The organism is Candidatus Sarmatiella mevalonica (assembly GCF_016751895.1).
GTDB lineage: Bacteria > Pseudomonadota > Alphaproteobacteria > Rickettsiales > Rickettsiaceae > Sarmatiella > Sarmatiella mevalonica.
The window spans coordinates 1-25,416 of the sequence record NZ_JACVVM010000003.1 but is presented as its reverse complement, the minus strand read 5'-3'; the positions used below and the strand labels follow the sequence as shown (position 1 = coordinate 25,416).

General features: G+C 41.5%; 19 protein-coding genes and 3 pseudogenes. 11 read left to right on the top strand and 11 right to left on the bottom strand.

The window, feature by feature from the left end; genetic code table 11:
• The first annotated feature begins 62 nt into the window (after window positions 1-62).
• Window positions 63-386 carry an FtsB family cell division protein gene (locus Sarmat_RS00600; RefSeq protein WP_202148920.1) on the top strand — a complete coding sequence of 108 codons (324 nt, stop codon included), beginning with the start codon at window positions 63-65 and terminating at the stop codon, window positions 384-386.
• 270 nt (window positions 387-656) lie between these two features.
• Window positions 657-837 (top strand): annotated as a pseudogene (locus tag Sarmat_RS00595) (IS5/IS1182 family transposase); the annotation flags it as partial.
• Between the two features lie 25 nt (window positions 838-862).
• Here Sarmat_RS00595 and Sarmat_RS00590 read toward each other — a convergent pair.
• Together Sarmat_RS00590 and Sarmat_RS00585 are read right to left on the bottom strand one after the other, a co-directional pair.
• Window positions 863-1,105, bottom strand: coding sequence for a hypothetical protein (locus tag Sarmat_RS00590; protein WP_202148918.1), 243 nt, complete (start codon window positions 1,103-1,105; stop codon window positions 863-865).
• 225 nt (window positions 1,106-1,330) lie between these two features.
• Window positions 1,331-1,864, bottom strand: a complete 534-nt coding sequence (locus Sarmat_RS00585; protein WP_202148917.1) for a hypothetical protein — start codon at window positions 1,862-1,864, stop codon at window positions 1,331-1,333.
• 339 nt (window positions 1,865-2,203) lie between these two features.
• On the opposite strand from Sarmat_RS00585, the gene Sarmat_RS00580 reads away from it, so the two are divergent.
• Window positions 2,204-2,806 (top strand): SIS domain-containing protein, encoded by a 603-nt coding sequence (locus Sarmat_RS00580; protein ID WP_202148916.1) that lies wholly within the window; start codon window positions 2,204-2,206, stop codon window positions 2,804-2,806.
• Window positions 2,807-2,962: 156 nt separating this feature from the next.
• Here the strand turns inward: Sarmat_RS00580 and Sarmat_RS00575 are convergent.
• The 6 genes and pseudogenes from Sarmat_RS00575 to Sarmat_RS00550 form a co-directional block, all read right to left on the bottom strand.
• Window positions 2,963-3,079, bottom strand: a pseudogene (locus Sarmat_RS00575) (hypothetical protein); the annotation flags it as partial.
• Between the two features lie 4 nt (window positions 3,080-3,083).
• Entirely contained in the window at window positions 3,084-3,281 is a 198-nt protein-coding gene (locus tag Sarmat_RS00570; protein ID WP_202148915.1) for a hypothetical protein, read from the bottom strand.
• Between the two features lie 260 nt (window positions 3,282-3,541).
• Window positions 3,542-4,384 carry a 3-deoxy-8-phosphooctulonate synthase gene (kdsA, locus tag Sarmat_RS00565; RefSeq protein WP_202148914.1) on the bottom strand — a complete coding sequence of 281 codons (843 nt, stop codon included), beginning with the start codon at window positions 4,382-4,384 and terminating at the stop codon, window positions 3,542-3,544.
• Between the two features lie 25 nt (window positions 4,385-4,409).
• Window positions 4,410-4,547: a hypothetical protein gene (locus Sarmat_RS00560; protein ID WP_202148913.1), complete on the bottom strand. Its 138-nt coding sequence runs from the start codon at window positions 4,545-4,547 to the stop codon at window positions 4,410-4,412.
• 121 nt (window positions 4,548-4,668) lie between these two features.
• On the bottom strand, window positions 4,669-4,920 hold the full coding sequence (secG, locus tag Sarmat_RS00555; protein ID WP_202148912.1) for a preprotein translocase subunit SecG: 252 nt from the start codon (window positions 4,918-4,920) through the stop codon (window positions 4,669-4,671).
• Window positions 4,921-4,951: 31 nt separating this feature from the next.
• Complete coding sequence (locus tag Sarmat_RS00550; protein ID WP_202148911.1) at window positions 4,952-7,372, bottom strand: FlgK family flagellar hook-associated protein; 2,421 nt, start codon at window positions 7,370-7,372, stop codon at window positions 4,952-4,954.
• Window positions 7,373-7,808: 436 nt separating this feature from the next.
• On the opposite strand from Sarmat_RS00550, the gene Sarmat_RS00545 reads away from it, so the two are divergent.
• The 4 genes from Sarmat_RS00545 to Sarmat_RS00530 all read left to right on the top strand — a co-directional run bounded on the left by Sarmat_RS00545 (window position 7,809) and on the right by Sarmat_RS00530 (window position 9,783).
• The gene (locus Sarmat_RS00545) at window positions 7,809-8,336 is read left to right on the top strand and encodes a head-tail connector protein (protein WP_202148910.1); all 528 of its coding nucleotides are present in this window, start codon (window positions 7,809-7,811) and stop codon (window positions 8,334-8,336) included.
• Window positions 8,337-8,408: 72 nt separating this feature from the next.
• Window positions 8,409-8,744: a hypothetical protein gene (locus Sarmat_RS00540; RefSeq protein ID WP_202148909.1), complete on the top strand. Its 336-nt coding sequence runs from the start codon at window positions 8,409-8,411 to the stop codon at window positions 8,742-8,744.
• 9 nt (window positions 8,745-8,753) lie between these two features.
• Window positions 8,754-9,182 (top strand): hypothetical protein, encoded by a 429-nt coding sequence (locus Sarmat_RS00535; RefSeq protein WP_202148908.1) that lies wholly within the window; start codon window positions 8,754-8,756, stop codon window positions 9,180-9,182.
• A complete protein-coding gene (locus Sarmat_RS00530; protein WP_202148907.1) occupies window positions 9,166-9,783 on the top strand; it encodes a DUF2460 domain-containing protein in 618 nt (205 codons plus the stop codon). The genes Sarmat_RS00535 and Sarmat_RS00530 overlap by 17 nt, the downstream gene beginning before the upstream one ends.
• Here Sarmat_RS00530 and queA read toward each other — a convergent pair.
• Both queA and Sarmat_RS00520 read right to left on the bottom strand, forming a co-directional pair.
• The gene (gene queA, locus Sarmat_RS00525; protein WP_202148935.1) at window positions 9,780-10,826 is read right to left on the bottom strand and encodes a tRNA preQ1(34) S-adenosylmethionine ribosyltransferase-isomerase QueA; all 1,047 of its coding nucleotides are present in this window, start codon (window positions 10,824-10,826) and stop codon (window positions 9,780-9,782) included. The genes Sarmat_RS00530 and queA overlap by 4 nt on opposite strands.
• An 11-nt stretch (window positions 10,827-10,837) precedes the next feature.
• Complete coding sequence (locus Sarmat_RS00520) at window positions 10,838-11,077, bottom strand: BolA/IbaG family iron-sulfur metabolism protein (protein ID WP_202148906.1); 240 nt, start codon at window positions 11,075-11,077, stop codon at window positions 10,838-10,840.
• A 246-nt stretch (window positions 11,078-11,323) separates the two neighbouring features.
• Here Sarmat_RS00520 and Sarmat_RS00515 point away from each other — a divergent pair, with 246 nt between their 5' ends.
• The 4 genes and pseudogenes from Sarmat_RS00515 to Sarmat_RS00500 all read left to right on the top strand — a co-directional run.
• On the top strand, window positions 11,324-11,686 hold the full coding sequence (locus Sarmat_RS00515; protein ID WP_202148905.1) for a cell division protein ZapA: 363 nt from the start codon (window positions 11,324-11,326) through the stop codon (window positions 11,684-11,686).
• A gap of 518 nt (window positions 11,687-12,204) precedes the next feature.
• Window positions 12,205-16,578, top strand: a complete 4,374-nt coding sequence (locus Sarmat_RS00510; RefSeq protein WP_202148904.1) for an autotransporter domain-containing protein — start codon at window positions 12,205-12,207, stop codon at window positions 16,576-16,578.
• 1,263 nt (window positions 16,579-17,841) lie between these two features.
• Window positions 17,842-24,120, top strand: a complete 6,279-nt coding sequence (locus tag Sarmat_RS00505) for an autotransporter domain-containing protein (protein ID WP_202148903.1) — start codon at window positions 17,842-17,844, stop codon at window positions 24,118-24,120.
• A 424-nt stretch (window positions 24,121-24,544) separates the two neighbouring features.
• A pseudogene (locus Sarmat_RS00500) lies at window positions 24,545-24,853 on the top strand (IS481 family transposase); the annotation flags it as partial.
• 159 nt (window positions 24,854-25,012) lie between these two features.
• Here the strand turns inward: Sarmat_RS00500 and Sarmat_RS00495 are convergent.
• Window positions 25,013-25,416, bottom strand: a 404-nt coding sequence (locus tag Sarmat_RS00495) for a transposase (protein ID WP_202148901.1), incomplete at its 5' end; no start/stop codon positions are given.

Genomic DNA, 25,416 nt, shown 5'->3' with positions numbered 1-25,416 from the left:
AATCTCGCGCACTCACATTGCTCATAGATAAAAAATGGTAGATAAAAAACGATGATAAAAAAATGAAAATATTAGCAATATATAAAAAAAACGCACTTTATATTACTCTTGCATTTTTAATAGTGTATTTCGTCTCTCATTCTTTTTTAGGGAATAAGGGGATATTTGCATATAATAGACTTAAACAACAAGTACACAAAGCCACATTGAATTTAGAGGAGTTAATGATAGAGCGAGCAAGTATCATGCATAAAATGCATCTGATCCAATCACATGATATAGACCTTATCGATGAGCTATTGAGAAAAAACCTAGGTGTTGCGCTAGAACATGAGATAGTGTTTAGCCCACAAAATACAAAACAAAAACCAGCTCATAGCGAATAGAGTGACGTAAGTACTATTAAAATACATTTTAGTACCGCGATTTCCTTGAGCATAAATAAAGAACCCCTTCCAAAACTTTATTTCTTCATGATAACTTGCGCCGTCACAGTTTGTGCCAATTGAAACTTCATTTAACGGACAGTATTTTTTTACAAGCGATAGTCAGATAAGTTAAGACTATCAGATGTGTTGTTATTATACATAGACTCATTAGACCTCTTGCATAACCTAAGGGATAGGTATTAACTAACCTCTATAAGAGAGGTTAAGATGAAATACGAAAAGATAAAGAATTATAAAGATGGAGAGTTTCGAAGGTTAAGCGGTGTGAAGCGATCTACGTTTAAAAAGATGATAGCAATACTTGAAGAAGCGGAAAAAAGCAAGAGGCGGGGAGCCAAATGCGCTATTGATAGAAGATCGGCTATTAATGGCTTTGGAATACTTAAGAATAGACCTCTTGCGTAAGTATTTAATTAACAATTAGCCAATGTGAAGGGTGAAGAAGGTTGTTCGTGATTATTAGACCTCTTTCCTAACTCTACTCCTGATGGCAACTGTGGCGACGCTGTCGATGCGCAAGTCCTCACGTACTTCATGTACGCTGCGGCTCTGTGCTTCGTATACTCCTCGCATTTGCTCATCATGAGCGAGTTTCGAAAGAGGTCTATTTTAGCATCAAGCAGCAAGTAATTTACCCCACGGAATAGGTTATGCAAGAGGTCTTTTCTTTAACTCCTCGATTTTGCGACAAACCACAGATCTTTTTAAGGGATTCGCTTTCTGGTGATTTAAGTTTTTTATAGATTATTCCTAACGTTTTTTTGTATACCTTATCCAGGAAGGATTCGCGTATAATCTTTTAGCACTTTCGTAATTCTATAGCTATTCGGATATTCTCCTGCGCCTTGTTGTAGTTTTTCTTTATCTATTTTTTTCAAATTTTAAAGTCTTGGCAGAGACTGGATAGTTAATAAGTTAGATATAAAAACAATGCATGGAGCATTAATCACCATACCATCCTTACTGCAACTAGCCTCATGTAGCACCACCTTTTTTTCCTTTAACAAATATGTCGCTTTCTCCGCTACAATGGTTTCGTGACTCTCTTTGTTGGTAATCCTCACTTTATTTGGTATATCAATTCTTGTCATAACCATTGGTGAGAGTGTTTTGCAAAATATTATAATCTCTTTTGTGTTCAATACTATATTATTAAACCACAGCATCACTTCTCCTGTGATTTTAATACTGCTAGTTTTTTGATCTAACAATATACTATCAGCTTCAAGATCGATAAAGGTGTTGTTATGCACAACTGTCCTTTCTTGTGTATGGTCGTATATCGCAGACGCACCCACGTCTACTCTATGATGGTTGCAAGATGCATTTAGATGATGTAATGGCATGCAACACGATAGTATGAACAAACAAAGTGGAGCGGCGCTAATGCGCTTGTTTATATTATTAATCCTCAAGCGTCTATACCCTTGCTTAGTGAGAAGTTGATAAACTTGCGTTAAACTTTTAGAAGTGACAAGAACTGCAAGATTGTAGCGGTGAAGGATCTTGAGTCAAGATCTAGAATTCTTTAAGTATAAGGAGTATACTTAGCGATTATAAATGAAAAATAACAAATATGCATTAGACCTTTTGCGCAAATCACTTGGCCAGGAGAGTATCAGGATAAACAAAACGCAAAACATAGAAGTATAGACGGAACTCAGCGAAGATTTTGAATCGATGGCGATGGGTGGCGGTTGTTATTGGGGAGTAGAGTAATACAAGAGGTTTATTAACGGCTAAGATATATTTATATGAGCAACAACAATATTCAACAAAGAACTCAAAATATTATACTGCATAACATTAAGTACCTTGAGCTGTTATTAAACAATACTAGCTTTTTTAATACCTTAGAAGAAGCGTTAGCATTGATATTAAAAGCTAAGAACAAGTTAGTTTTTAGTGGCGTGGGCAAAAGCTGGATCATTGCCAATAAGATTTGCGCTAGCTTTGTATCTACGGGCACATTTGCATGTTGCTTGAATCCTATGGACGCTATGCATGGAGATTTAGGAGTGATGCAAGATGATGATGTGTTAATATGCCTCTCTAATTCTGGCAATACCGAGGAGTTAGTGAGGCTAGCAGAGGTTATTAAAGAAAAAAAAAATCAAATAATAGTTATTACCGGTAACTCCTCTTCTACGTTGGCGCGTATGAGCGACGTGTGTTTGGCGTTTACAAACAAAGAAGCGTCTTTGCTTGGCGCCCCAACCACTTCATGCATTATTTCTTTATTAATAGGCGATATACTGTGTATTTTAACATATGAAGCCAAGGAATTTGGCGCGCAAGAATACCTGGCGCTACATCCAGCCGGAGCTATTGGCGCGCATTTGAGTAGTATTATCTAGCCAAAACAGTATAAAAGAAAAAGCGTATGCGATCAACGTCAAATATCTCATCAATCAGATGCTATGGCGCTGTTCACAAAATAAATTGCAAAAGAAAAAGGAGTAAAGCTTATAAAAGTGAGTAATTACAATTTTTTTGTGGTGTATTATAGTCAATTAACTTGAATTAGGGAGAGCGAAGAAGGTTTCTATAGCTCTATAGAGATTGTCGAAGAGATGGATTTTATTTTTACTCCACTTCTTCATATTAGCGCAGAACTTTTCAATTGGGTTAAGGTTATGAGAATAAGGTGGTAAGAATTTTACAGGAAGCTGACTCGATCAATTCTTGTGTTCTTTTGGATTTATGAAAACTAACCTGAATATTAGACCTCTTGCATAACCTAAAAATGAAGGAGGAGTTTTTAGGAAAAATGATGTTGAGCGCCGCAGCATACTCTAGTATATGAGGAGCGCAAAGGAGTTTTGACAACAAAATATACCCCGGAATAGGTTATGCAAGAGGTCTAATAAAGCATTAGTGGTATAAAACACATCAGCTTTACACCTAACATACTCTGTGTTTTTTAAGTTCATAACTTACTTTCTTACGCAACAGCTCTATTTTATCAGAAGGTATACCCGTGATAGCAAGCGCTGCGTCGTTGTTGATGCTTGCGTCCTAGGTTAACTTTATGCACTTCCGCGTTTGCGCTTCTGCTCCTGATCCTACCCTGAGGGTCGCAGGGGAGGTAGTTAGGAATGCTTGCTATCTTGCATAAGTTCTTTTGCTATTGTATCGTATTTCTTTAAAAGCATAAGGGTATTTTCTAGCTCTTCCAGAGGTAGCATGCAATGCCCATCGCTTGGAGCATTTTCTGGGTCTTGGTGTACTTCCATGAAAATGCCGGCGATACCTGCGGTGACCGCTGCGGATGCAAAGAGGGCAATATATTCTCTGTCTCCTCCGCTACTCTGCGTGAGTGCTCCAGGTTTTTGCACTGAGTGCGTTGCATCGAAAATTACCGCGGCACCAGTTTGCTTCATCACTGCCAGGGATCTTAAATCAAATACTAGGTTATTATATCCAAAGCACGCCCCGCGTTCTGTGAGCATGATGTGTTGTGCGCCAAAAAATTTACATTTATTATACACGTTGTGCATGTCGGATGGAGCTAAAAATTGACCTTTTTTAACGTTGATTGCTCGACCGCTTTTGCACACCGCTTCAATTAAATCGGTTTGTCTGCAAAGAAACGCTGGTATTTGCAAGATATCTGCAACTTGCGCAACTTCATTGACTTGTTCTGAGCAATGTACATCAGTGATGATTGGGCAAGCGAATTGTTGCTGCACTTTGTTTAATATTTTAAGTCCCTGCGCTAACCCAACGCCTCTTGCTGTGCTTGCGTTTGTTCTATTTGCTTTGTCAAAGGATGATTTATATATAAGTTGAATATTGAGTTTATCGGTGATTTTTTTGATTTTTTCCGCCATAAAAAGGCTATGGTCCATGCTTTCAATTTGACAGGGACCGGCGATGAGAGTGAATGGTAGATGGTTGGCGATTGTTAAGAAGTGTTTTTGCAGAGTGAACATGTAAAAATTAATTATATAGTTGCGCCTAACTGTGGTATATGAGATTTTTTGGATACATGTGCAGACATGGCGAGTGTTGCGACGCGAATAACCATCTTAAACTTTCTTCATGCCACTGCGCAGTCGCTGTCGATGCTTCAATACCCCCCCTTTTTTTTGTCAAACTCTATTCATGATGGTAACCGCCGCCGCGTCGTCGTTGATGCTCGAGCCCTCTGTTCACTTTATGTATACTCGAAGTTCCGCGCATTCATTTGCCCTACCTCATGAGGGAGTTTATTTTATTAAGAGTCTTTGATGTGTTCTAGTTTAACATTAGCCTCTTTACTTGAGAGGTTACCTAAAATAATAGCGTTAGCCATAAACACACAGGCCAAGACTGCAGTAGTGCGCACCATAAAACGGGAAGCGGCAGTTTGCGTAGACTTACTGCCACCTATACCAGCTAAACCATCATTACCGGTTTTTTGCAGCAAAATTGCGGATATGAGTAGCGCCGCAACAACGCAATGTATTATTAAAAAGATATTGAGCATGTAATTATAAATTTTTATCTATTCGTCGACATTAGGCGCTTATGAGGTTTATGAGGGTCTTCTCAAGTGCTGCATTGTGTTGTATGATGCTAGCGTATAGCCCCATTAACGTCTCTATGCGCTTATTGAGCTCCGCAATACTCGCTGTCATTTCATCCATGCTTTGAACGCCAGTAACGCTTTGTATCACCTCTAGTTCTTGTTCGAAGAATGCTTGGCTTGTTTCAAGATTCGCGTCAATGGTTTGTAGGGAAAGTTTTATTTTTGCTACTATACTTGACCCCGCTCTATCTGGTGAGTCAAATTTATGGTCGTCCAAAACAACCGGCTCTTGTATAGCCGAAGCGATAGATGTGTTGAAGCTAGTTGTTGATCCCTTGTATGTTTCATATTCCCAGGATACATCTTCTGGACCATCTGTGCCACCCGCAAAGGAAGTTGTGTCAGCTCTGGTAAATGCAAGCGCATTACCCCATTCGCCAGGTGATTTAGCCAGCAAAGTACAATTGTCGAGCGCATCACCCTTTATAGTAAAAGGTATGTCAGGATTTGCTGCGACTTTGTTCTTTAGATTTGCCAGATCCGTATAGTAAATGTGATCAGCGGTGTCTACGCCAGGCCCAAGAGTAAAGGTATACAGCTTATTGCTGCCTAATGATATCGAAAATTCCGCTGCGATATTCTGCCCCGCGAGCTCAGCACGTGATACGGGCTTCTGCGTGGTTACAGTTTCTTTTATAACCTCTGCTGTGACAGTTTGATTATAAAAATTTACCGCCACTCTTCCGTCCTTCAAAAGCAAGACATCGTTTTGTAAGGCCTTTGGTATGGTGTTCGTTATCAGGCATGCTACATCACCAAGGCCACCTAGTTGCATTGTATTGTTAGCTGTGTTTACCGAAGATTTTACGTATCCTGTATAAGTAGGAGCGACTTGAGCTGATCCAGGTGCGAAGGTGCATGCGGCTACTTCAACAAGGCCGGGAGCAGGGGCGGGTGTAAATACTATCTGCCCTTGCGCGTTAAGTTTGCCAACTAATCCGCCGGTCCAGTAGCACTGCTGGCCATCGATAGTATGCTCCACTTCTACTGCTAGATAGAGTTCCTGGTCTGGAGTGAAATTTTCTAACTTTAACCCGAGATCGTATAGTTGCATGCCATTTGTTGTTAATTGCACTCCACTACTATTCACAACAAGCTTTTCGTCAATGGGACCGGGGGCAACATTAGTACGTTTGCATGCTGTGACTATACGCACCTTTTGCTTATCGTATCCAGTAACAAAAGCCCGTCCATCAGGTTCTAGTACAATATTTTGCAGGCCATTTTTTCCGCCAATTGTAACGCGTTGAGCGGAGTAGATAGAAGAGACTCTGTTAATTTCTGCCGCTTGCTCTTGTGGCGTGCGTGTACCAGGAGGGATGGTAATGCTTAATGCGCCAGACGGGGCAGCTGCATCTTTAGTTTTATTAACTGCGCAGAGAGTCAAGGGGTTCCAGTCGATTTTTTGCCCTAGGTCTAGTGCGCTAGAGGAATATTGATCAGTACTATTAAGAGTCGCGCCTGTTCGAGAGTTACAGTGCTCTATTATTTGTTCCAGAAGCGCTTTTGCATTCTGTTTTTGTTTGGCGACTTGGGCAAAGCTTGCGCTGTATCCACCCATTTTACCACCAAGTCTTGCAGCGTTAAGAGTAGCGACGGTTTCACCGTCAGAACGCAAAGCAAAAGAACCGGGACTAGAGTCGTTGGGATCTGTCGAAGGAGTGAAATGAAGATCAAACTTCGTTTCCTTATCTAGCACAGCGTGTCCCTGCACAGATATCGGTGGCATAGGTTTCGTCCAGTCCAGCGTATCAATTTGTAGATATTGAGAGATTTGGTATAGCATGATATTACGCTGAGTTAAGAGAACGGAACTATCTTGCGCAAAAAAAGTAGGCCCTTTTTTCATTTCTTCCTGGTACGTTCTCAAAATCTCATTGAATGCGAAAACTGTGGCTGTTATCTCAGACTGAAGAGCTGAGGATTGTTGATCTAGTCCATCAAGCGTGCGATTGACAGTTACTGCGAAAGCTTGAAAAGATGCGTCGCTATTTACCGCTTCGCCTGATGTTCGCAGATTTTCCGTTAATGTGTCCGCGGCGCTACTTACGAAATATAGACCCTGATCATCTGAAATGCGTGAGATAGTTAGACTGCTAGCAACTTGCTCAGATTCTAACTTAGCAATACTTGATGAAGTGCCTAAATTACTCCCAAGATAAGCTGTGGGTATTGTATAATAATGCCCTTTACCATCTGGATATCCCGCGTATTGTTCGGGTACGAACGAATACTTTTCTCTACTTCCATCCGCCTCTTTCATCAGAGCTGCGTTTGTCTCGGTTATGTTGAGTTGCGTCCTGCTGGTCTTGAGGGCGTTTTGGATTGTTTGAAGGCCGTTAGTAGACATATATTTATTTTTTATTTTCTTATTTAAAATTACGTTTTTTCTAGAATATAGGTGTGTCAGAGATGCATATTAAAAAAGACATAACTGACAAAGATCTTAGCAAGTTTATCATATTCCCTCCAGCGAGTCAATCCCAGCGCGCCTGAACCAGACCTCTTTTTAAACCTCTACTTCTTCATGGTAACTGCGTCGTCGATCCAATTCAAAACCCTCACTTAACTTCATGTACGCTCGCAGCTTCGTGCTTCGTACGTTCCTTGCATTTGCTCATCATGCGCAAGTTTCTGAAGAAGTCTATTTGTTCTTGCTCACGCGCAAGTGTTGCAAGAGGTATACTGAATAGAGTTTTCGTACTCTGCGCAAAAGGTTTATTAGTGTTGCGTTAAAGAGGTGCTAAACTTCTGTCTTACATTAATTTATATCGCGAGGAGCGACAATGAATAGTATCGATTTTCAAGTACTTTCTGAAGATGATCAAGCACCTTTAACTCTACAACAGCTCAAAGCTTATGCGCGCATTAGTTATAGCTATGATGATGAGTTACTAAAGCAACTACTAAAAGCTTCAGTACAATATGTAGAGCGAGTGACGAATTTGAGTTTGAATCAAAAGAGAGTGTTAGCTCGCATAACAAACCCAACTCAGATAGCAAATCTACGCTGGGCTATTAAGCAAATAGAGGAAGTAGAATGTAGCGAGAATTGCAATGCAGCAAAGTTGGCTAATATAAAAGATTATATTTGGCATGACAATAGAATATTTTTTCTCACCTTATCTAAGTTTAATAGTGCAGCTCTCCAATTAAAAATAACCTATAGCACCCTGCGCGATCAGCCCGATGCCTATCTTGCATATTGGATTATGCATCATACAACTCTGATGTATGACAAGAATCCGGCAGTAATGCAATTTGAAGAGCAGATGAAGGATTTTTACCAAGCATCTGGAGGTATTAAATTATAAAAACTATAAGAACAAAAATTACCAAACGATTGCTATAGAAATAAACAAAATGAAAGTAGTGGGTGAGTTGATATGGGATTAACCAATCATTTTTTACGCAGTGGTCAGTGCTATGACCTACCTCATATGATAGAAATTCTAGACCAGAATATGGATAAGACGTTGCACGCTACATTTGCTCATGTGTCTCAAATTGAGCGTACTGAAAGAGTGCATGAGAATTTGTTAGATGGTGGATATTTTGGCACCTTTAGACGACGCATATACTATGTATTTATTATTAGATTTCTAGAAGAGATGAGTCTTGAATATTACGTGAGATATGACAAGAAAGTATTTTTGTTGAGGCAGATTATGAAATTAAATGAACAGAATCATTTTATAAAATTAATGACTATGGAGGTGTAAGAATAGGCGATGTTATTAAGTAGTTATTTGGCGCAGAAGCTTCAGTGCCTTTTTCAGAATTTAGAAGAGATAATATCTAAGGTAGAAGTAATACTCGTAAACAAACCTTATACAGGCAAGAGTAATGGTATTGTATTTAAAATTAATAGAAATTTTACTACATATAATTTGTTTTATAGTAGGCATGAGGTAGGGGTGGAGATAAGAGTTATTCATAACAAGGAAAATGAGTGTTTACAATTATTAGACAGTTGCGATGAGCTTTTCAGGTTGCATAATCAGGCTATACAGAAGCTTTTTGCAGATCGCAAGGAATATGAAATTTTATTAATTCATAAATTAGAGAGTGATTTGGAGTTGAGTAAAAATTTAGTCACCTTTAGCGGGTTGTTAAAATATAATTTTTTAATACAGGAAAATTATGCAGAGCTTTCATGATGTGCGCATGCCAATCTTTCTTTCTCGCTTTGCAATTAGTAGTCCAACTTTTAAAAATTTTGGAAAAACTACTTACGCAGGCAAGGAGATTGTAAACGCTTTTAATTCTAATGTGAGTAATATTTATAAGATAAGCAACTGCATTATTAGCATGCTAGAGTTTAGACAGTTGCAAAGCTTTTTTATGGCAAGGAGGGGGAGGTTATATACTTTCCGTTTTAAAGATTTATCTGATTTTCAGGTGAGAATGCAGAAGTTAGATAATACATATTATGACGGGTTATTGCATAAGGTTACGCTACATAAGATTTACGCAGATAGCACCGCGCCATATTATAGGCCCATCACCAAGCCGGTAGCATCGAGCATCAGGCTATATAACAACAAAGGCGCGAAGCTAAAGCATCAGGTGTTAGATGGTTTAAATGGCATAATAAAAATTTCAGATGAGCAGGAGGCGGGAGAGTATCAAGATATTTTTATTGATTTTGAATTCGATGTAGAGGTGCGCTTTAATCAGAACCACCTCACTTACTCCGTTCTGAATAAAAGCATGGTGCAGTTAGAAGATTTTGAGCTCACAGAAGTGTGCGCGCTTTAAGTGAGTGGTTTTTGCTTGTAAAGAAGCATTGCATCGCCATAGCTAAAAAAGCGCATCTTATGGGTGATTGCTTGTTGATAGGCATTATTAATTAAGTTTTCGCCGGCAAAGGCTTTCACTAGTAGTAAGAGTGTAGATTTGGGCAGGTGGAAGTTGGTAATCAACAGATCCACGATTTTGAATTCAAAACTAGGTTTAATAAATAGGTTCGTGCTAAAGCTGCCCGCCTTTACTTCTCCAAAATTATGCATCATATATTCTAGGGTTCGTAGAACTGTAGTACCCACAGCTACCACCCTTCTACCATTGGCACGAGCTTGGTTGATGAGATACGCATCTTTTTCTTCAATAAAGCCATTTTCCTGATGCATCACGTGCGTTTCAATGCTGCCCTTAATTGGTAGAAAAGTGCCGCTGCCCACATGCAGAGTAATAAAGGCTATTTCTATTTCTTTATCTGCAATATTTTTTAACAGTTGATCAGTAAAATGCAAGCCTGCAGTGGGGGCTGCTACAGAACCAAGATTTTTACTAAAGACAGTTTGATATCGCTCTTTATCTGATGGCGTAACTTCTTTTTTGATATAAGGTGGCAGTGGTATTTGGCCATAAAGGTCTAGCATCTTATGAATATCCATGCCTGCTTCAGATGAGAAGGCGAGTTTAATCCTGCCACCCTCTCCCTTCTTTAATACTACAAATTTATAGTCCGGTTCCTGCGCCAGGCGCAATTCATCTCCTACCGAAAGTAGCCTAGAAGGTTTAGCGAAGGCATGCCAGTTACCTTTGCTACATTTAGAATCTAGATATACGGTTACCTTCTTTTCATGTGCCGTATTTAAGGTAAGTTTAGCATTAATCACCTTTGTGTTGTTTAGCACCAGCAAATCACCTGGGCGTAGGTGGTGGGGGATATTAAAAAATTGAGTAATTTGAGTCGCATCTTCCCTTGCAATCATTAAACGAGAATGATCGCGCTTGGGGCATGGTTGATACGCTATTAATTCCTTTGGTAACTCAAACTCCAAATCTTCTAATGAAATAATCGACATAATTAGATATGGCTTGTTTTGATAGAAATGGCGTGTATTAAACCCTTGTCTATTAACGGTCTAATAATATTATTTACTAATTTATGCTGCCCTAGCAAGGTGAGATTTTTAAAGCTTTCGTGCCGTACTGAGAGTGAGTAATGTAGTCCATCATCTGTGGCTAAAACAAACTCGCCTTTGGGCAGAGCTATTTCTAAAAGATCGTATATTTGCTCTTGTAGGTTCATTGAGTTATTTATCATGCGGAAGTCTTAATTGCATAGAAAATTAAAAAATAAAATAACTGAGTTATTTCATTATACCAACATTTGATTAAATATGATTTTTATTTTTTTGCAACAACTCTCGTTGCGCAAGTTTTGATTTTTTTTACTATATGTTAAACTTAAACATAACGCGCCCATGGTTTGAGTGCAAGGCTATGTTCCTAGCAGTTATTTCGGGCAAAAGCATCGTATGCAAGATAGAATAGAAGTGTGTAAAGGTGAATGAAGAAAAATCTAACTCATTTAACAACAATCATTATTAATAATAAGCATTATCAGTTATCTTGCGAGGCAACTCAAGAGAGAGATTTGTTACGTTGTGCGTCGCAAATTAATAAAAAATTAGAAGATATAAAAAGAAATAACCGCACTTCTTCTCAAGAGTTATTATTGTTGATGCTATCTTTAAGTTTGCAAGATGAGATGAACGGAAAAAATGTGTGTGATGTAGAAAATGAAGCATTGCGTAGTTTGTCACGCTATAATAACGATGCTAACGCGATAGGAGAGCCACTGCATGTGAAATTATGCAGTATCGCGCAGTATATTTTGAATCTGGCCGAACAGGTGAAGCGCGAGGAGTGATGAGTGATAAGATAAATGTTGCATGTGTGCATCAAGTACTCGCCGCCGTTCTTTGCTTGAAATCCCCCGTCTCTCGCCTTTTTTTCTTTTAAACAGTAATATTTTTTGATATTTATTTTTAAATTTTCATCTTGTCCCCAAGGTCTTATTTATTTACTTCTCCCCTGTTTTCTTGTATATTTTATTCTATGTATTTCTGTGGACAAACAGCGCGCTGCAAGCGTTTCTCGTGATTGAAGTGTGATGCAGGTTTTGTCGCTCGCAGCGCGAGTCTGTAAGTTTGTTGAATATCAATAAGTAGCTTAGCTTAGAATATAGAGTAAGCGCTTGTTATTAATATGAAAACAAATAATAACAAGCCTTAGTTTGTCGCGCTTCTACTTATGTTATTTGATGTAAGAAATATACCAATAACAGCCGCAAGCAGATAGTGCACTTCATATTTATCTGCCCTATTACTTGTTGGTCTTGTTTAACTTTGTTTATTTTAATTTATTAATTTTTAAAGGAATTGTATTATGGCCCCAAAAAATACTAAAAATGCTAAAACTAAAAATTTAAGTGTAAAAAAATTGTTAAAAACTTCAGCTGTCGCCTGCCTAGCAGGAGGTTTGTCTGTTGCTGCGCTAAATAGCGTCGCTTCCGCAGCTCCTGCAGCTCCAACAAGCGTGAGTATCGTGGTGACTGCTGGCACCATTGGTAGTATGGCAGCTACTGGCAATATTACTAATGGTAACTATGTATATAATAACGGCGGCGTAACAGATAACGCAGCCTTTGCTACAGCTTGGGCCGCTGCCGCTGCCGCTTTGCAAGCTAACCCTCTTGTATTGATTGCAGGGGCGAATACCAACGCATTCACATTTAATGCGTTAGCTAATACTCTACCCGGTTTCTGGCCTTCTGTGAACGTATTTGTTAATGGTGCGAACGCTACTCCCGTGAATTTCATCACTCCTGCCGCTAATGGTGTGTGGAAGTTAGGAGCTGTGAGCAAGGCTGCTAATACGACTGGAAGTGCGAGCGTGACCTTGAATGCGTCAGTTGGTGCTCCTATTGCTGGCTACGATAAACTACCTGCTCGCCTCTCAGCTGCATTAACTAACGTTGGTGTTTTAGTGTTAGATGGTAAAGCTGCCACTGGTGATGTATATACTACCGCTGCCGCAGTAAATGCCGGTACTCCAACTGCAATGGTTGCGGGTTATGGCGCGCTTACTTCTCTTTCAGTCACAACCATAGGCGCTAATGCCGGTGTGATTGAAATCAACACTACAAATGGCATCACATTAGGCACAGCCGCCGCTGGTGTTAGCGTTAACGCTACTGGCGAAACGAATGCGAAAGGTGCTGCACTTGTGCTAGTTTCAGGCTTAGGCTCTGCAGATGGTAATATCTACGTGAATGCTTGGGGTACAACTAACCCAGTTGGATTGATATTGAACGCTGACAAAAAATTAACAATTACAGGTGATACTGCAAACGCTGGTGCCGTAAGAAACTTTGGTACTATAGAAAACGGAAGAGGTATTGGAGTAACTTCTGGCGGTACATTAGAGGTGAACCTCACTTCTATCGTTGGTGACATCTTCACAACTCCAGGTGCTGCCCAAGGTTCCTTTAACGCTCCTATTACAAGCACTGTTGATGGTAGCGTATATGCTCTAGGTGGAACGATTAATTTTGGTGATGAGAAAGTTGCTACTCGTGTTACTGGCGCAGTTCATGTTGTTGCTGGCAATGTAAACATCAAAACTGGTGGTACTAACTCTGGGAACATAGATAGAGTAAACTTGCTAGCTGCTAAGGATTCTACAACACCTGCCGCCATTACAATCACTGGCAACGCAACTGTTGTGAATTTATCATCAACAAAAGTTCTTCCTACTAATATCGGAACGGCTGGCGCAAATCTAGCAGATGTGGTTAATTCTACCTTCACAGGCGCTGGCACAATCATCACAAACTTAGATTTAGCTGTGGGTGGTACTGTTTCTGTTAAACAAGTTAACCAAGGTACTATCACTAGCGGTACAGTTACCGTTACAGACGTTGGTGCTGGCGCAATCACTCTTAATGGTACTACAGTTACTGATGCGGTGTTAAACTTGCCTAATATAAAAGCTGCTGGCGCTCAAATCGCCGTGGCTAGTGGTAAGCTTGGTACGGTAAACGTTAGTGGTACTACTGATAAGCTAGAAAATGCATTTGCATTTACTGATGCAACAAATAAAGCAGCTATCGTTTTAAACGCTAAAGGCGTTAATATTCTGGGCGCAATCACAGCTCCTGCAGCTACTTTGAATTTAGAATTAGCAGCAAGCACTACTACAGATAAACCTATGACTACTGGTGCGTTGAACGCAAAAGAAATTAACGTAATTTCTACAGCTGCAGGGTTCGTAACACTAGGTGCTATAACAACAGACGTGCTTTCATTCTCCGCATCTAATAAACTTGTGGTAAACGGTGATTTTGGCGCAGCAGATAAAAAACTAGCCGCCATTAAATATACAAATACTACCGCTTCTAATGCAGCTGGTGAGTTAAACTTTGCTGGTACTGTATACGCCACTGGCATAGCATATGATGCATCCACAGCACCTTCTACTCTAAGCTTTGAAAAAGCATTGGTAGCTGATGGTATCGCTTCAACAGGCGACAAACTTCTTACAGTTGGCCTAAATACTGACCAAACTACTGCTACTAACTTTGATCTTGCCAATGGTGCGATTAAAACAAGCAAAACAGTCACATTCACTGGTGCGTTCGCAAAACCTACTCAGTTTGTAACATCTAAGGATGCAAAAGGTAAAATCACATTCGATCCCGCAGCAAAAGAACCAGCCGTTCTTGCTATTAAGGGTATTGGTGAAGCCGCCGCTCCTTATGCCTCTGTGAACTTTAAAAAGGCAGCTAAAGTTAATTCTGGTTTGTATGCAGACCTAGTTGAAGTAGAAGCCGCTACTTTCATTGCTGTGGGTACAGTAGCAACTCCTGCGTTTACAGTTAAAACTGATAGCACAGTTGTGTTTGTTTCTGACTCTGTAGATAGCGCTGCTTTCACAGCCGCTGAAGGTAAAAAAGTTGACCTCCACATAGGCGCACGCAGCGCAGAAGATGGTGTACTTAATAGTACTACTATCAAACTAACAGGTGCTTATGGTACAGACAAAACAGCTCTAAACTCTCTCACTATCGCTAAAGAAGTGAAAGAGCTTCAATTGAAAGCTAAAGTATACGCCACAACAGTTGCTGGCTTGTCTGATCTGAAAGTTGTAGTAGGCGATAAAACTAGCGCGATCTACGGTAAAGCTGATATGAACAACGCTGTTATCGCTATTGCCGGTGAAAATGTGATCACTTTTGGTGGTGGTGTAAAATCTGCTGCTACAGGTACGCTTGGATATGAAGTTGAAATAGTTAGCGCTACTGCTAACGGCCAATGGATTGTGACAGGCGAAAAAACAGAACAAGATTTGTCTGCTGTAACTGCATTTAACATTACAGTTAAAGCTCCTACTGGCCTCGAGAAAGGCAAATGGAGCATCATGACCGCAAAAGATAAAGGCGTGATTAAGTTTCCTAAGAAAGACGTGATTAAAATCGCTTCAAATGACGATAAATATAAATTTGAGTTTGAAGAAGGTGCGTTGACTCTTGGTGGAGTGTCTCCAGATCCAAAACCAGATGCTCCAACTGATGTTGCAAAAGTTTGGAGTAATATGGCGGGTGAAAGCTTTGCTAAAGAAGAAGCGAAGTATTTAGAGTATGTAAAAACAAAAGCTGATGCCGGAAATGAAACTGCGAAGTTGCTACAAGCTGAAATAGAGAAAATCAACGGCTCTAGCGCAACAGATGCAGAAAAGGCCAAGCAAACAGCTGAATTAGTTGCAGAAGCTTCTACTTCTCCTTCTGCTGTGGCAGCGGTGGCAGCTCAAAGCTTCTTTAATGTTTTGGGTTCTCAGATGATCAACAATAGCTTAGGGCAAACTTCTGCTGAAGGTCTTGCTTTAGCAAATAATCTAGGCGCGAGTGCTGGTGATGATTGTGATGATGCTAGCTGGGATGTGCAACTAAAGCCTTTCTATAACGCTGGTAATCAGAAAAATAATGATGCTATAGGTTATAAGACGAACCAAGGAGGCGTGTTCCTTTCTGCTGGATATAGATTTGATGAAAGCGCGAAGCTTGGTTTAGCTATTGGTTATACTGGAGCTGATATTAAAGAAAAAACAGTATCTAATCGTAAGATTACATCTAACTCAATGTTGTTCTCAATTTTTGGTAGCGGCGATGTGTCTCCAGAAGTTGGTATAACTGGTGCATTGGTGATTGGTTCAGTAAAAAGCAAAACTCCTGTTCCAGGTGTTGAAAAAGCTGCCAAACTCTCATTCAAGAATACTGTTATCAATGCGCTTGTGAAAGCTGATTATCGCGCAGAAGTGCTAGAAGGTCATACACTCAACCCATATCTATCTGTAGGTTTTGGTAATGTTGGTTCTTCTAAAGCCACTGCTAAAATGAGTGACAAGGCTGATGATAAAGTTGGCATAGAGTATAACACTAAAGCAGTTAACTGGTTCCAGGGTGTGCTTGGTGCTAACTACTATACAATGATAGAAAGCGGCGATTCTGTTATGAAGCCAGGTGTATATGCAAATGTACAGTTTGGTAGCAAGGGTAAAGTTACTGCTACAGAACAGTTTATTGGAGCCGATACTGCTGTAAACCTACCAACTCTTACTGGCCAAGCCTTTAGCTATAGCGCTGGTGCGAGCTTTGCAGCAGAAACTGCAAAAGGTATGCAGTTTGGTATTAACTTTGGATTCCAATTTGCTAAGAAGTATATGGGATGGAATGGTATGATGACTCTAGGAGTAGCGTTCTAAACAAATGCTTTGTTAAGATCGATCGTTAAGAAGCGGCTTTATTACGAAGGGGTTTTGTTATGAAACAACTTCGTGAAAGAGCGGTTTGGTTAGAGCGGCTTTGTTAGAGTGGTTTTATTAAAGCGGCTTCGTTAAAAAATGTTTTGCTAAAAAAGTAGCTTTATTAACAAATCATATACTCCTTTTGGAACTCGCTCATTAGACTTCTTTCTAAACTCGCTCGTGATGGGCAAATGCAGGGAGTATACGAAGCGTAGAGCGCATGAGCGTATATAAGTATGCGAAGGCTTTGAATCAACTGCACCTGCGTAGTTGGCGCGGAGGAGTAGAGTTTTTTTGAAGAAGTCTAATGTAACCCACTAGTGCGTAATCCCGCTGATACAAGCGTGTTATTGGGTAGAGTAGGGAGGTTTATTTGGCAAGGTTCTTTTAAAGGATTATACCTCTTGCAACACTCATGCTGAGTGTATGAGCAATGCAAGGAGTAAACGAAAGAGCGGAACTTCCGGTATACAAAAGAGGTGAGTGAGGGGAGGTGCGCATTAGTAGTAACGAAAGGTAGTGGCCGTCGTGATGGCTATGCAAGAGGTTGATTGAAGAGTTGAAGAAAGTTTTTAAGGCTGCCCCGGGTAAAAATATTTGGTTATGGCGCGGTTAGGCATAGCTTACGGTGCGCTCTTTTAAAAATTTGAGCGTTATTGCTAGCGATTGTTTGCAGTGTTTGATATACTTGTCTGACGTTGTTAAATCTTGCTATACTTCTCCTGCTTCGCCCGACGCGCCAGTCTGTTTTGTTTTGTTTGGCGCCAAAGCTTACATAAGCTTGCAGAAAGGTGTGCGTGCTATAGTTTAGTTTAGTAGTAGCTCAGGTTTAGCTCAGTTGCAGCTTTGCTTCTTTTTATCGATTTTTGCGATGTTGCAAGAGTTTCTGGTTTTTGAAAGACCCCTCTTCTTGCGCATAATATACCTCTTTTTGAACCCCTGTAGGGTTTGAGAAGGTTTAATGCCACCCCACAAGACCCCGCAAGGGCTAGCTCATGAGTGGCAAATGCAGAGAACAAACGAAAGTGCGGAAGGGCCGAAGCGTATATGATAAGTAGCGCGAGGGCTTTTAAGCATTGAAGGGCGGCGAGTGCGGCCGCCTAGGGGCTAGGCCATGAAGGGGCTAGGGTTTGAAAAAAAAGGTCTAGCGTGCGTGAAGTGGGGTTGAGTAGGAAGATTAGTTTTAATAATTTATATATAACTTATATTTGGTTTATGAATATGATACAAAAAAATAAAATTCAAAAGAAAAAGAATAATAAAAAAAGAAATGTGGTGGGTGTAGTAGGTAAAACCCTGCTCACTTCAGCGTTGGTTTCTGGTGCTTTTACTGCTGATGCGCTTGCCGGCATCATTGCTGATTTGGGCGTTACTGCTCTGGAGGATAATAACGCCGCCGCTCTCACTATCGATGTGGGCACTATGCTTCTTGGTGGTAATAGTCCGTTATACGTAATAGGGAATGCCGCAATGGCGAATAACGCCGCTTGGGCCCAAGCCGAAACGAAAATGACACCGGTACAGAAGAAGGAGGTTCTAACCTTCACGCACCTTACTGACCACGACGCCACTGTAGGTCTTACTGCTGCTGCCGGGCCTTCTATCTCTCCATTTTCCGCCTATTCGCTATATGCTGGATATAACTCTAAAAGCATTACATTGACTATGACTACGACCCAGTATTTGAGCGAGATTCCGATAGGTGTGACTAGCGCTGTGAATGTTAATGCTGGTGCGGCAGTCAACCTTATCATCGCTGGCGGCGCCGGTACTCCACCCGCGCCTTCGCTTGCTAGCTTAACTGGCCTACCAAATGGTTTTGATGTTGTGCGCACTGGCGCTAGCGCAGCTATGGTGTTGACTGGTAGAGTACCGGTGGAAGCACCGCAAGCCCCCGCTAATCGTAACAAGTTCTATAATGCGACAGGTGCAACTAGTGGCGTTGCAATTGCGCGTAACACCTTTAATGCTCTTGCTACGATCGATCTGGCTAATGCAGCTAATAACATTCGCGGCGCATTGGTTGTGGATATAGAAGCAGTGAACGCGGATCAAGGGGAGAATGGTTGGAAGCTTGGCGGAGATCCAGCAGTAACCGACGCCGGCAATGCTGCGCAAAACGTAGTGTTTTTGGATGCAACGAGTGCACCTGGGGGTTCTGTGATAGTGAAAAACGTTAAGGGGAAGGGTAGTTTTAACATCAGTAAGTGGGGCGCAACCAATGCGGTGGGCGTGTTAAACGTTGCTCCAGAGAAGGACGACACGTTCATTCTAAACATTTCCCCGCAGGTAAGTGCTGATGATACTAAATTCACCACTTCTAATTTTGGCGCGTATGCTAACGCCCTTGGTTTAGGACAAGCTGGCCCTGGCACAACTCAGGTGACACTTGGTCAGGTTACAGGGGATGTGTGGATTACTAATGGTGCGATGAGCCTTGATTTTGCAGCACTTAACGGCGCAAATATCGCGGATACTAAATCTGGAGGGGCATTAATTAAAGACGGAAGTATTTTTGCAGCTGGTGGGGATTTAACAATTACTACTAGAACAGGAGGCTTTCTATTCATGTCGTCAGGGGTCGTAAATACGATTGGTACTGCTGGCGCCGCTTTCGCAGCCTCCGATGCCGCCGCGCCAACTGCGTTTATAGCTAACAACACCACCATTAAACTGCGCGATGGCTTTAACGCAGCTGGCATAGTGCTGAACAAAATTTCCGTCCGCCCTAATGGCGTGCTTCAGGTTGAGCGAGAGAAGAATGTTGCGAACGCTACGAATACCACGTTTAATGTGTTTGCTATAGTAGATAGCGCTCCTGCTAATGGAGTAACCCCAATGCCAGCTGCTGGCGGCCGCCCTGGTGTGTTTTATGGTGCTGACATTACCTCTGTGCAGAGCGTTACCTTAACAAGCGGCACAGTATTGGCGGGGCTATCTTTAACAAACGTGTTGGTTGATAACACAGGCGCCGCTGCTGCCGGCAACCTAATGGCTACCGTTAGGGTTACTAAAGGTATTGCAATATTCAATGAAGTAAAGTCCGCAGGAGCGCCAACTATCACTTTTTCCGGCGCAAACTTCGGCGATGCAATAGTGGGCGTGCCTAATGCTGAATCTGCATCCGGTACAGCTGCCAAGCTTTACACCGCTGCTGTGCAGATAGATAATGACAAATGTGGTACTTTGCTCGTGAATGCCTCTCGTGGCGCGGCAACTGCTGCCGGCGTAGCAGTCGAGAAATTTACGTTTGAGTCTTCTAACATTGCTAATGCTCAAAAATCCCTCCAAGTTATTGTGGCAGATGACTCATTTGCTTATGCAGCAGCTGACTCATTTGCTTATGCAGCAGCTGTTACCCCTGATCTAGCTGCAGATTTAGCCGCTCTGGCGAAACCCGTGACTGCTGATATGACGGTGAAGGATATCATTTTGACTGGGTATGAAACATCCCAAATCTTGCTAGCATCTGCTGCGGATAAAACTTTAACTGCCGAAAAACTACGGGCTGATAGTATCGAGTTTCATGGATATGGTAGGCAAGCCTCACAGTTTGTGGTGACTACTTCATATAGAGCAGAAACTTCTGCATTCAATAATGCTCTTGTAACCTTTAATGGTACGGCGGCTTTGGGTAATCTTGGTTTATCATCTGCTACAAACGTGTTTATTAATGGCTCAGCGCCGTTTAACAACATAGCTTCAACCGCATCTGCTGGCGAAAAGACTCTGGCTACTATCGCCACCGCTAACTCTGTTAGCGTAAACGGCGCTCTTCCTGGTGTCAGACTAGCATTTACTGCCGCTGATAAGAAAATTACCGCAGGTGTTAACGGTGCATTATTGCAAGATGGAGATGCCCCTATACGGGTTGGAGGTGTTGCAAATACTGCGAGCGCTACTCAGATAACAGAGGAGAGTGCTAATGCACCGATATTAGAGACTGGTGTAAAGTTAACCCACGCAAATAGTATTGTGAAGGTTAAATCTTCTGCCGGCCAAACAGCTACTATCGAAAAAGGTATATTTGAAACTAAATCTGGCCTTAAAAGGTTAGTGGTATCTGGTGGCGCAGTGCAGGTTGACGGAACAGTTGAAGAAGCCAGTGTTTCAGGTGGTACTGCGAAGCTTGGTACCGCTGTTTTGGCGAACGTTAGTGGCGGTGTACTTACAGTTGATACAGCAGAAGAGTTAGTTTTTTCTGGTGGTGAAGTTATTGTTACTAAAAAATTAACATCTGCGAAAATGCGTGAAGCTGCGCAAGGTGCTGTGCAAAAAATGACTATTGCCGCTGGTAGCCAGTTAAATGGCATGACCTTCGAGAAAGCCGGATATTCTGGAACATTGTCTACTAAGGCTAATGCTTCTGGTGCTACAGCTGAAGCTGTAACGATTACTAGTGCTATTGGTGGCATTGGTTCAGATGGAGTAGCTTCAGGTTTGGCGCAGTTAGATGTGAGCGAAACGCCTATTCTATTCAAAACTTCAGCCGTTATTAACAAAGTAGTGCTGCAAACTCCTAAAGTAGGTGGTATTACAGTTACTGGTAATGCTATTACTGATGGAGAAATTTCTCCTATTGTATACGTAGTGAATAGTCTAACGCGCGCTAATGCAAACGCTGCGTCTGTAGCGCCGTTAAAGGTAGAAGGTGGAGCTGTGTTAATTAGATCTATTGCTGCACCAGCTCCGGCAGGCGCGAAAAGCACAGAGACTCCAGTATCATTTGCTATTAGCTTAAATGCTGGTGGTGGAATACAAGTTGCTACTGATATGACTGCCTCTATTTTTGTGAGCGCTGAACAAGAAGCTGCCAAGACTTTTGTGCTTGCGAGAGCACTCGATAAGGTTGGAGGTGCCATCGTACTTACTGGTTCTATTGGTACAAAGAATAGCCGCGTGGGCGCTTTAGTAGTTGATAATTGTAGTTTTGCTGTAAATGATGTATATGCAACCGCTATTGAACTCAGAGGTGTTGGTCGTTTAAAAGTGTCTAACCTCTCTACTGCTCAGGTATCTGCCGTGAACCTTAGCACGAATGCAGAAGAGTTGGCTGGCATTCAATTAGTTAACACAACTCCATTAACTGTAGATGCAATCATCGGATCTAGCGCCGCTCCTATGGGCGTAGAGATTTCAGGTAAGGATGTGACATTTTCTAGCGCAAATGTGTTTTTGGATAAAGCGCGATATACGCCTGCAACCGAAACAAAAGATGCTGTTACTGTAACTTTTGCTAACGCTAATGTTGGCAATACACTCTTTGAATCAAAGGCATCTGGTCCTTTCTGGGTTGTGCTTGGTCAGTCTCAGAGTATGACACAAAGCTCTAGTATTAAAAGCGGTGGATTTAAGCTGCGCGATGGTGTTGTGGTAACCTTGAAAAATGCCGTTACATCTGATTTCCTATCTGTGAATGATGGTAAGGCTTCTGTGATAGTAGAAGGTGCTACTGTTATTACCGGCAACTTGGGTGCTACTGGCGCTTCCCTTACTCTTGCTGAATTCAGAAACGAGACCGCTGTTACTGGCGACTTGTATGCTGCTAACGCAACTGTTACAGGCGCTGGATTAAAAATAGATGGTAAAGTGAAAGTAACAGGCGGCATTGCAGTTATTAAAGATAGTGCAATTGTGTTTTCTGGAAATGATGTCCAAGCTGATGTGAAGCTAGCAGTGGCTGCCGCAGCGGAAAAAACTACACCAGTTGTTGGCGTTGAGTTTTCATCTGATGCTGTAAACTTTGTTGGTACTTTAGGTGCTGCAACTGCTCCTTTAAGTAAATTGATTGTGTCTAAAGACAGTAAAGCTTTTGCTGCTGCTGGTGCTATCTATGCTCAGGAAATGAGCATGCCTCGAGTGACATTAACTAAAGATTTAGTTATAGGTTGTGGGCAGATTAATGATTTGCGGGAAATCTCTCTTGGTACTCATAAGTTAAGCTTGACTGATGGAGCTATATATACGCCTACTGGCACTGTGGTTTTAAACCTAGATGTTGAGACGAAGGAGCAATTTGGTAGAATGAGCGTTACTGGTGCCAAAACATCCATCAACTTTAGTAAAGTTGAGAAGCTCGAGATTCGCGTGAAACCTGCTCAGGCATTGTCTTCTTCTACAGCTGCTTCATTTAAGATATTAGATTCTGCGAATGGCGGATCTATAGTGAATGCAGCTAGTGACAAAATTACTGTTACTTCTACGAATGACAAGATTGCCTTCAAAATGCTTGGTAATACTCTTGTGATGAATAGTGGTAGTGGCGGTGGTGGCGTGAGCCCTGAAGATATAGAATATACTACTAAGAGCTTAGAAGACGCTGGGTTAACGCACGAAAATGCTAAAACAATTGCTGAGGCTACAAAAACTATCTATGCAGCTGCTGCAGCCGCTCCGAACTCTCAAGCTGCGAACATGGTGAGAGCTATTAGCGAGATGGGTAGCGAAAAAGTGCAGGTTCAAGCTACTACTCTTGCTTTGCAAAACGCTGCGGGTACTACCGGCGCGACTATGCTACAGTCAAACAATATGGTATCTACTGGCATGGGCATGAATAACATGGCGCCTGATGCTGGTGGTGGTGCTATTAACTTAACTGACTCAGGTTTAGGTCAAGCTGCCGGTGATGATTGTGCCGAGAGAAACGGAAGTAGTGTTTGGTTAAAACCATTCTATAATTTTGGTGACCAGAAGAAGCTAGGCCAAACTGAAGGTTATAAGAATAGACAGTTCGGCTTTATGTTAGGCGGTAAGCATACAGTAACTGATAGTGGAACAACTCTTGGTATGACATTAGGCTATTTAGGTGGTAAGAATAAACTTAAAGGCATGATGACAGGCAGTTACACTGATTCTCGTGATATCTTGGTGATGGTGTATGCTTCGCAGAAGATATATAACGGGTTCTCTTTAGGCGCGTTGCTTGCTTATGGTGGGGGGCAGAATAAGAGCTCAAGTGTTCGTATAGTTGGTGTGGATGCTAATGGCGCGCCAATGAAGAAAAACGCGATTGGTAATTATTCTGTAAACAATACGCTGTTCCAATTGAGAGCTGAGTATAACTCTCTTTTTAATGACGTGCATGTTGTTAATCCATATATTACATTTGGCGCACTAAGCGTTGGTGGTTTTGAATATAAGGAGAATGGCGCGGGCGTTTTTGATCAGACAGTAAAATCTGGCGCTTCTACAGTGTTCCAGTGTACTCTTGGTACTAATTACTCTGCTGATATTCAGATTGATGAAGGTGGGGTGCTTAGACCTGGTGCATTTGTGAATGTGTCATTGTCTGGCAAGAATAAGGCTACTACTACCATCCAGTTTACTGGCGCGGATCCTATCGTAGCTCCAACTGCACAAAACCAGACGTTTATGTATAATCTTGGTGTAACCTTGGATGTAAAACGCAATGGATTTGAAGTTGGAGTAGGGCTTGGGTTCTCTGGTGCTAAGTCTTATACTGGTGCTATTGGTGTATTAAATGTAAAATTTGCTCTATAGCGATTTACTTTCTATAGTACGATAGTATCTTTTTTTTAATACGACTATTCTTTAGCGGGGGGCGAAAAGCCCCCTTAATCTTTCTGCTGTTTTTGTTTCCGTTCTTTCTTTCAAGTATTTAGTTTTTTGATTTATAGTAATTTTATCTAATTCAACCTAAATTACTATAGTGATAAAGAGTGGGAATTAATAGAAAAAATAAATACAGGCAAAAAGGTAAACAAGGTCGGTCATCACCTAAGGATGCAAGAAAGCTATGGGATGGAATATCCTATGTAACAAAAAATGGCTGTTTTGGCGAGATTTACCAAATGATTTTGGTGAATGGAAGAGAGTATTTAACTTAATGGGCTAAAGCACGTTGTTTGATCCCAGAGAATAATGGTGTATATTATGAAGAGAATAATTTATGGAGAAAAATCTTATGGGACAAATATTACACGCGAATGCCAGAACAACGGAGGCAATCCGTAGAGAGATCCGTGATAGTAAAGAGAGCATAGAAAAAGCGGCTAAAAGATTTAATGTTAACCCAAAAACAATCATCAAGTGGAGAAAAAGAGAAGATACGCAAGACCTTCCGATGGGTCCTAAAAAGATAAAATCAACAGTACTCTCTGAAGCTGAAGAAGAGGCGATTGTGGCTTTTAGACAGCTTACACAATTGCCTCTTGATGATGTTTTGTACAGCTTACAAGAGAGCATTCCACATTTGAGCAGATCAAGCCTTCATTAGACCTCTTTCCTAACTCTACTCCTGATGGCGACTGTGGCGACGCCGTCGATGCGCAAGTCCTCACGTACTTCATGTACGCTGCGGCTCTGTGCTTCGTATACTCCTCGCATTTGCTCTTAATTGAGCGAGTTTCGAAAGAGGTCTACTAAGAACCAGTCACGCAAAACATTTAACTAACCTATTCAGCATAATTTTTGTGAAAGCTAATTGAACAAAAGCCTTAGCGGATGAAGGGGAAATCTCATAATCCTTGGATAATCTTCTGAAATTACCCAGCCACGCAAACGAGCGTTCCACAAGCCACCGCCATTGCTGAACCTTAAACCCCCTCGTTCCGTCCACCGGCTTGACAATGCTCAGCAAACACCCCTGCGTATGCGCATAAAACCATTTTTGTAAATCACCTTGATACCCCCGATCTGCTAAAACTTTTACCAGTCTCGGAAAGTTTTGCTTTAAGCCAAATAGGACTTCCCTAGCACAGTTGCTGTCATGGGGCGTCGCACTATGAACGTCAATGCTCAGCGGATAGCCCAAGGTATCCACAACAATATGGCGCT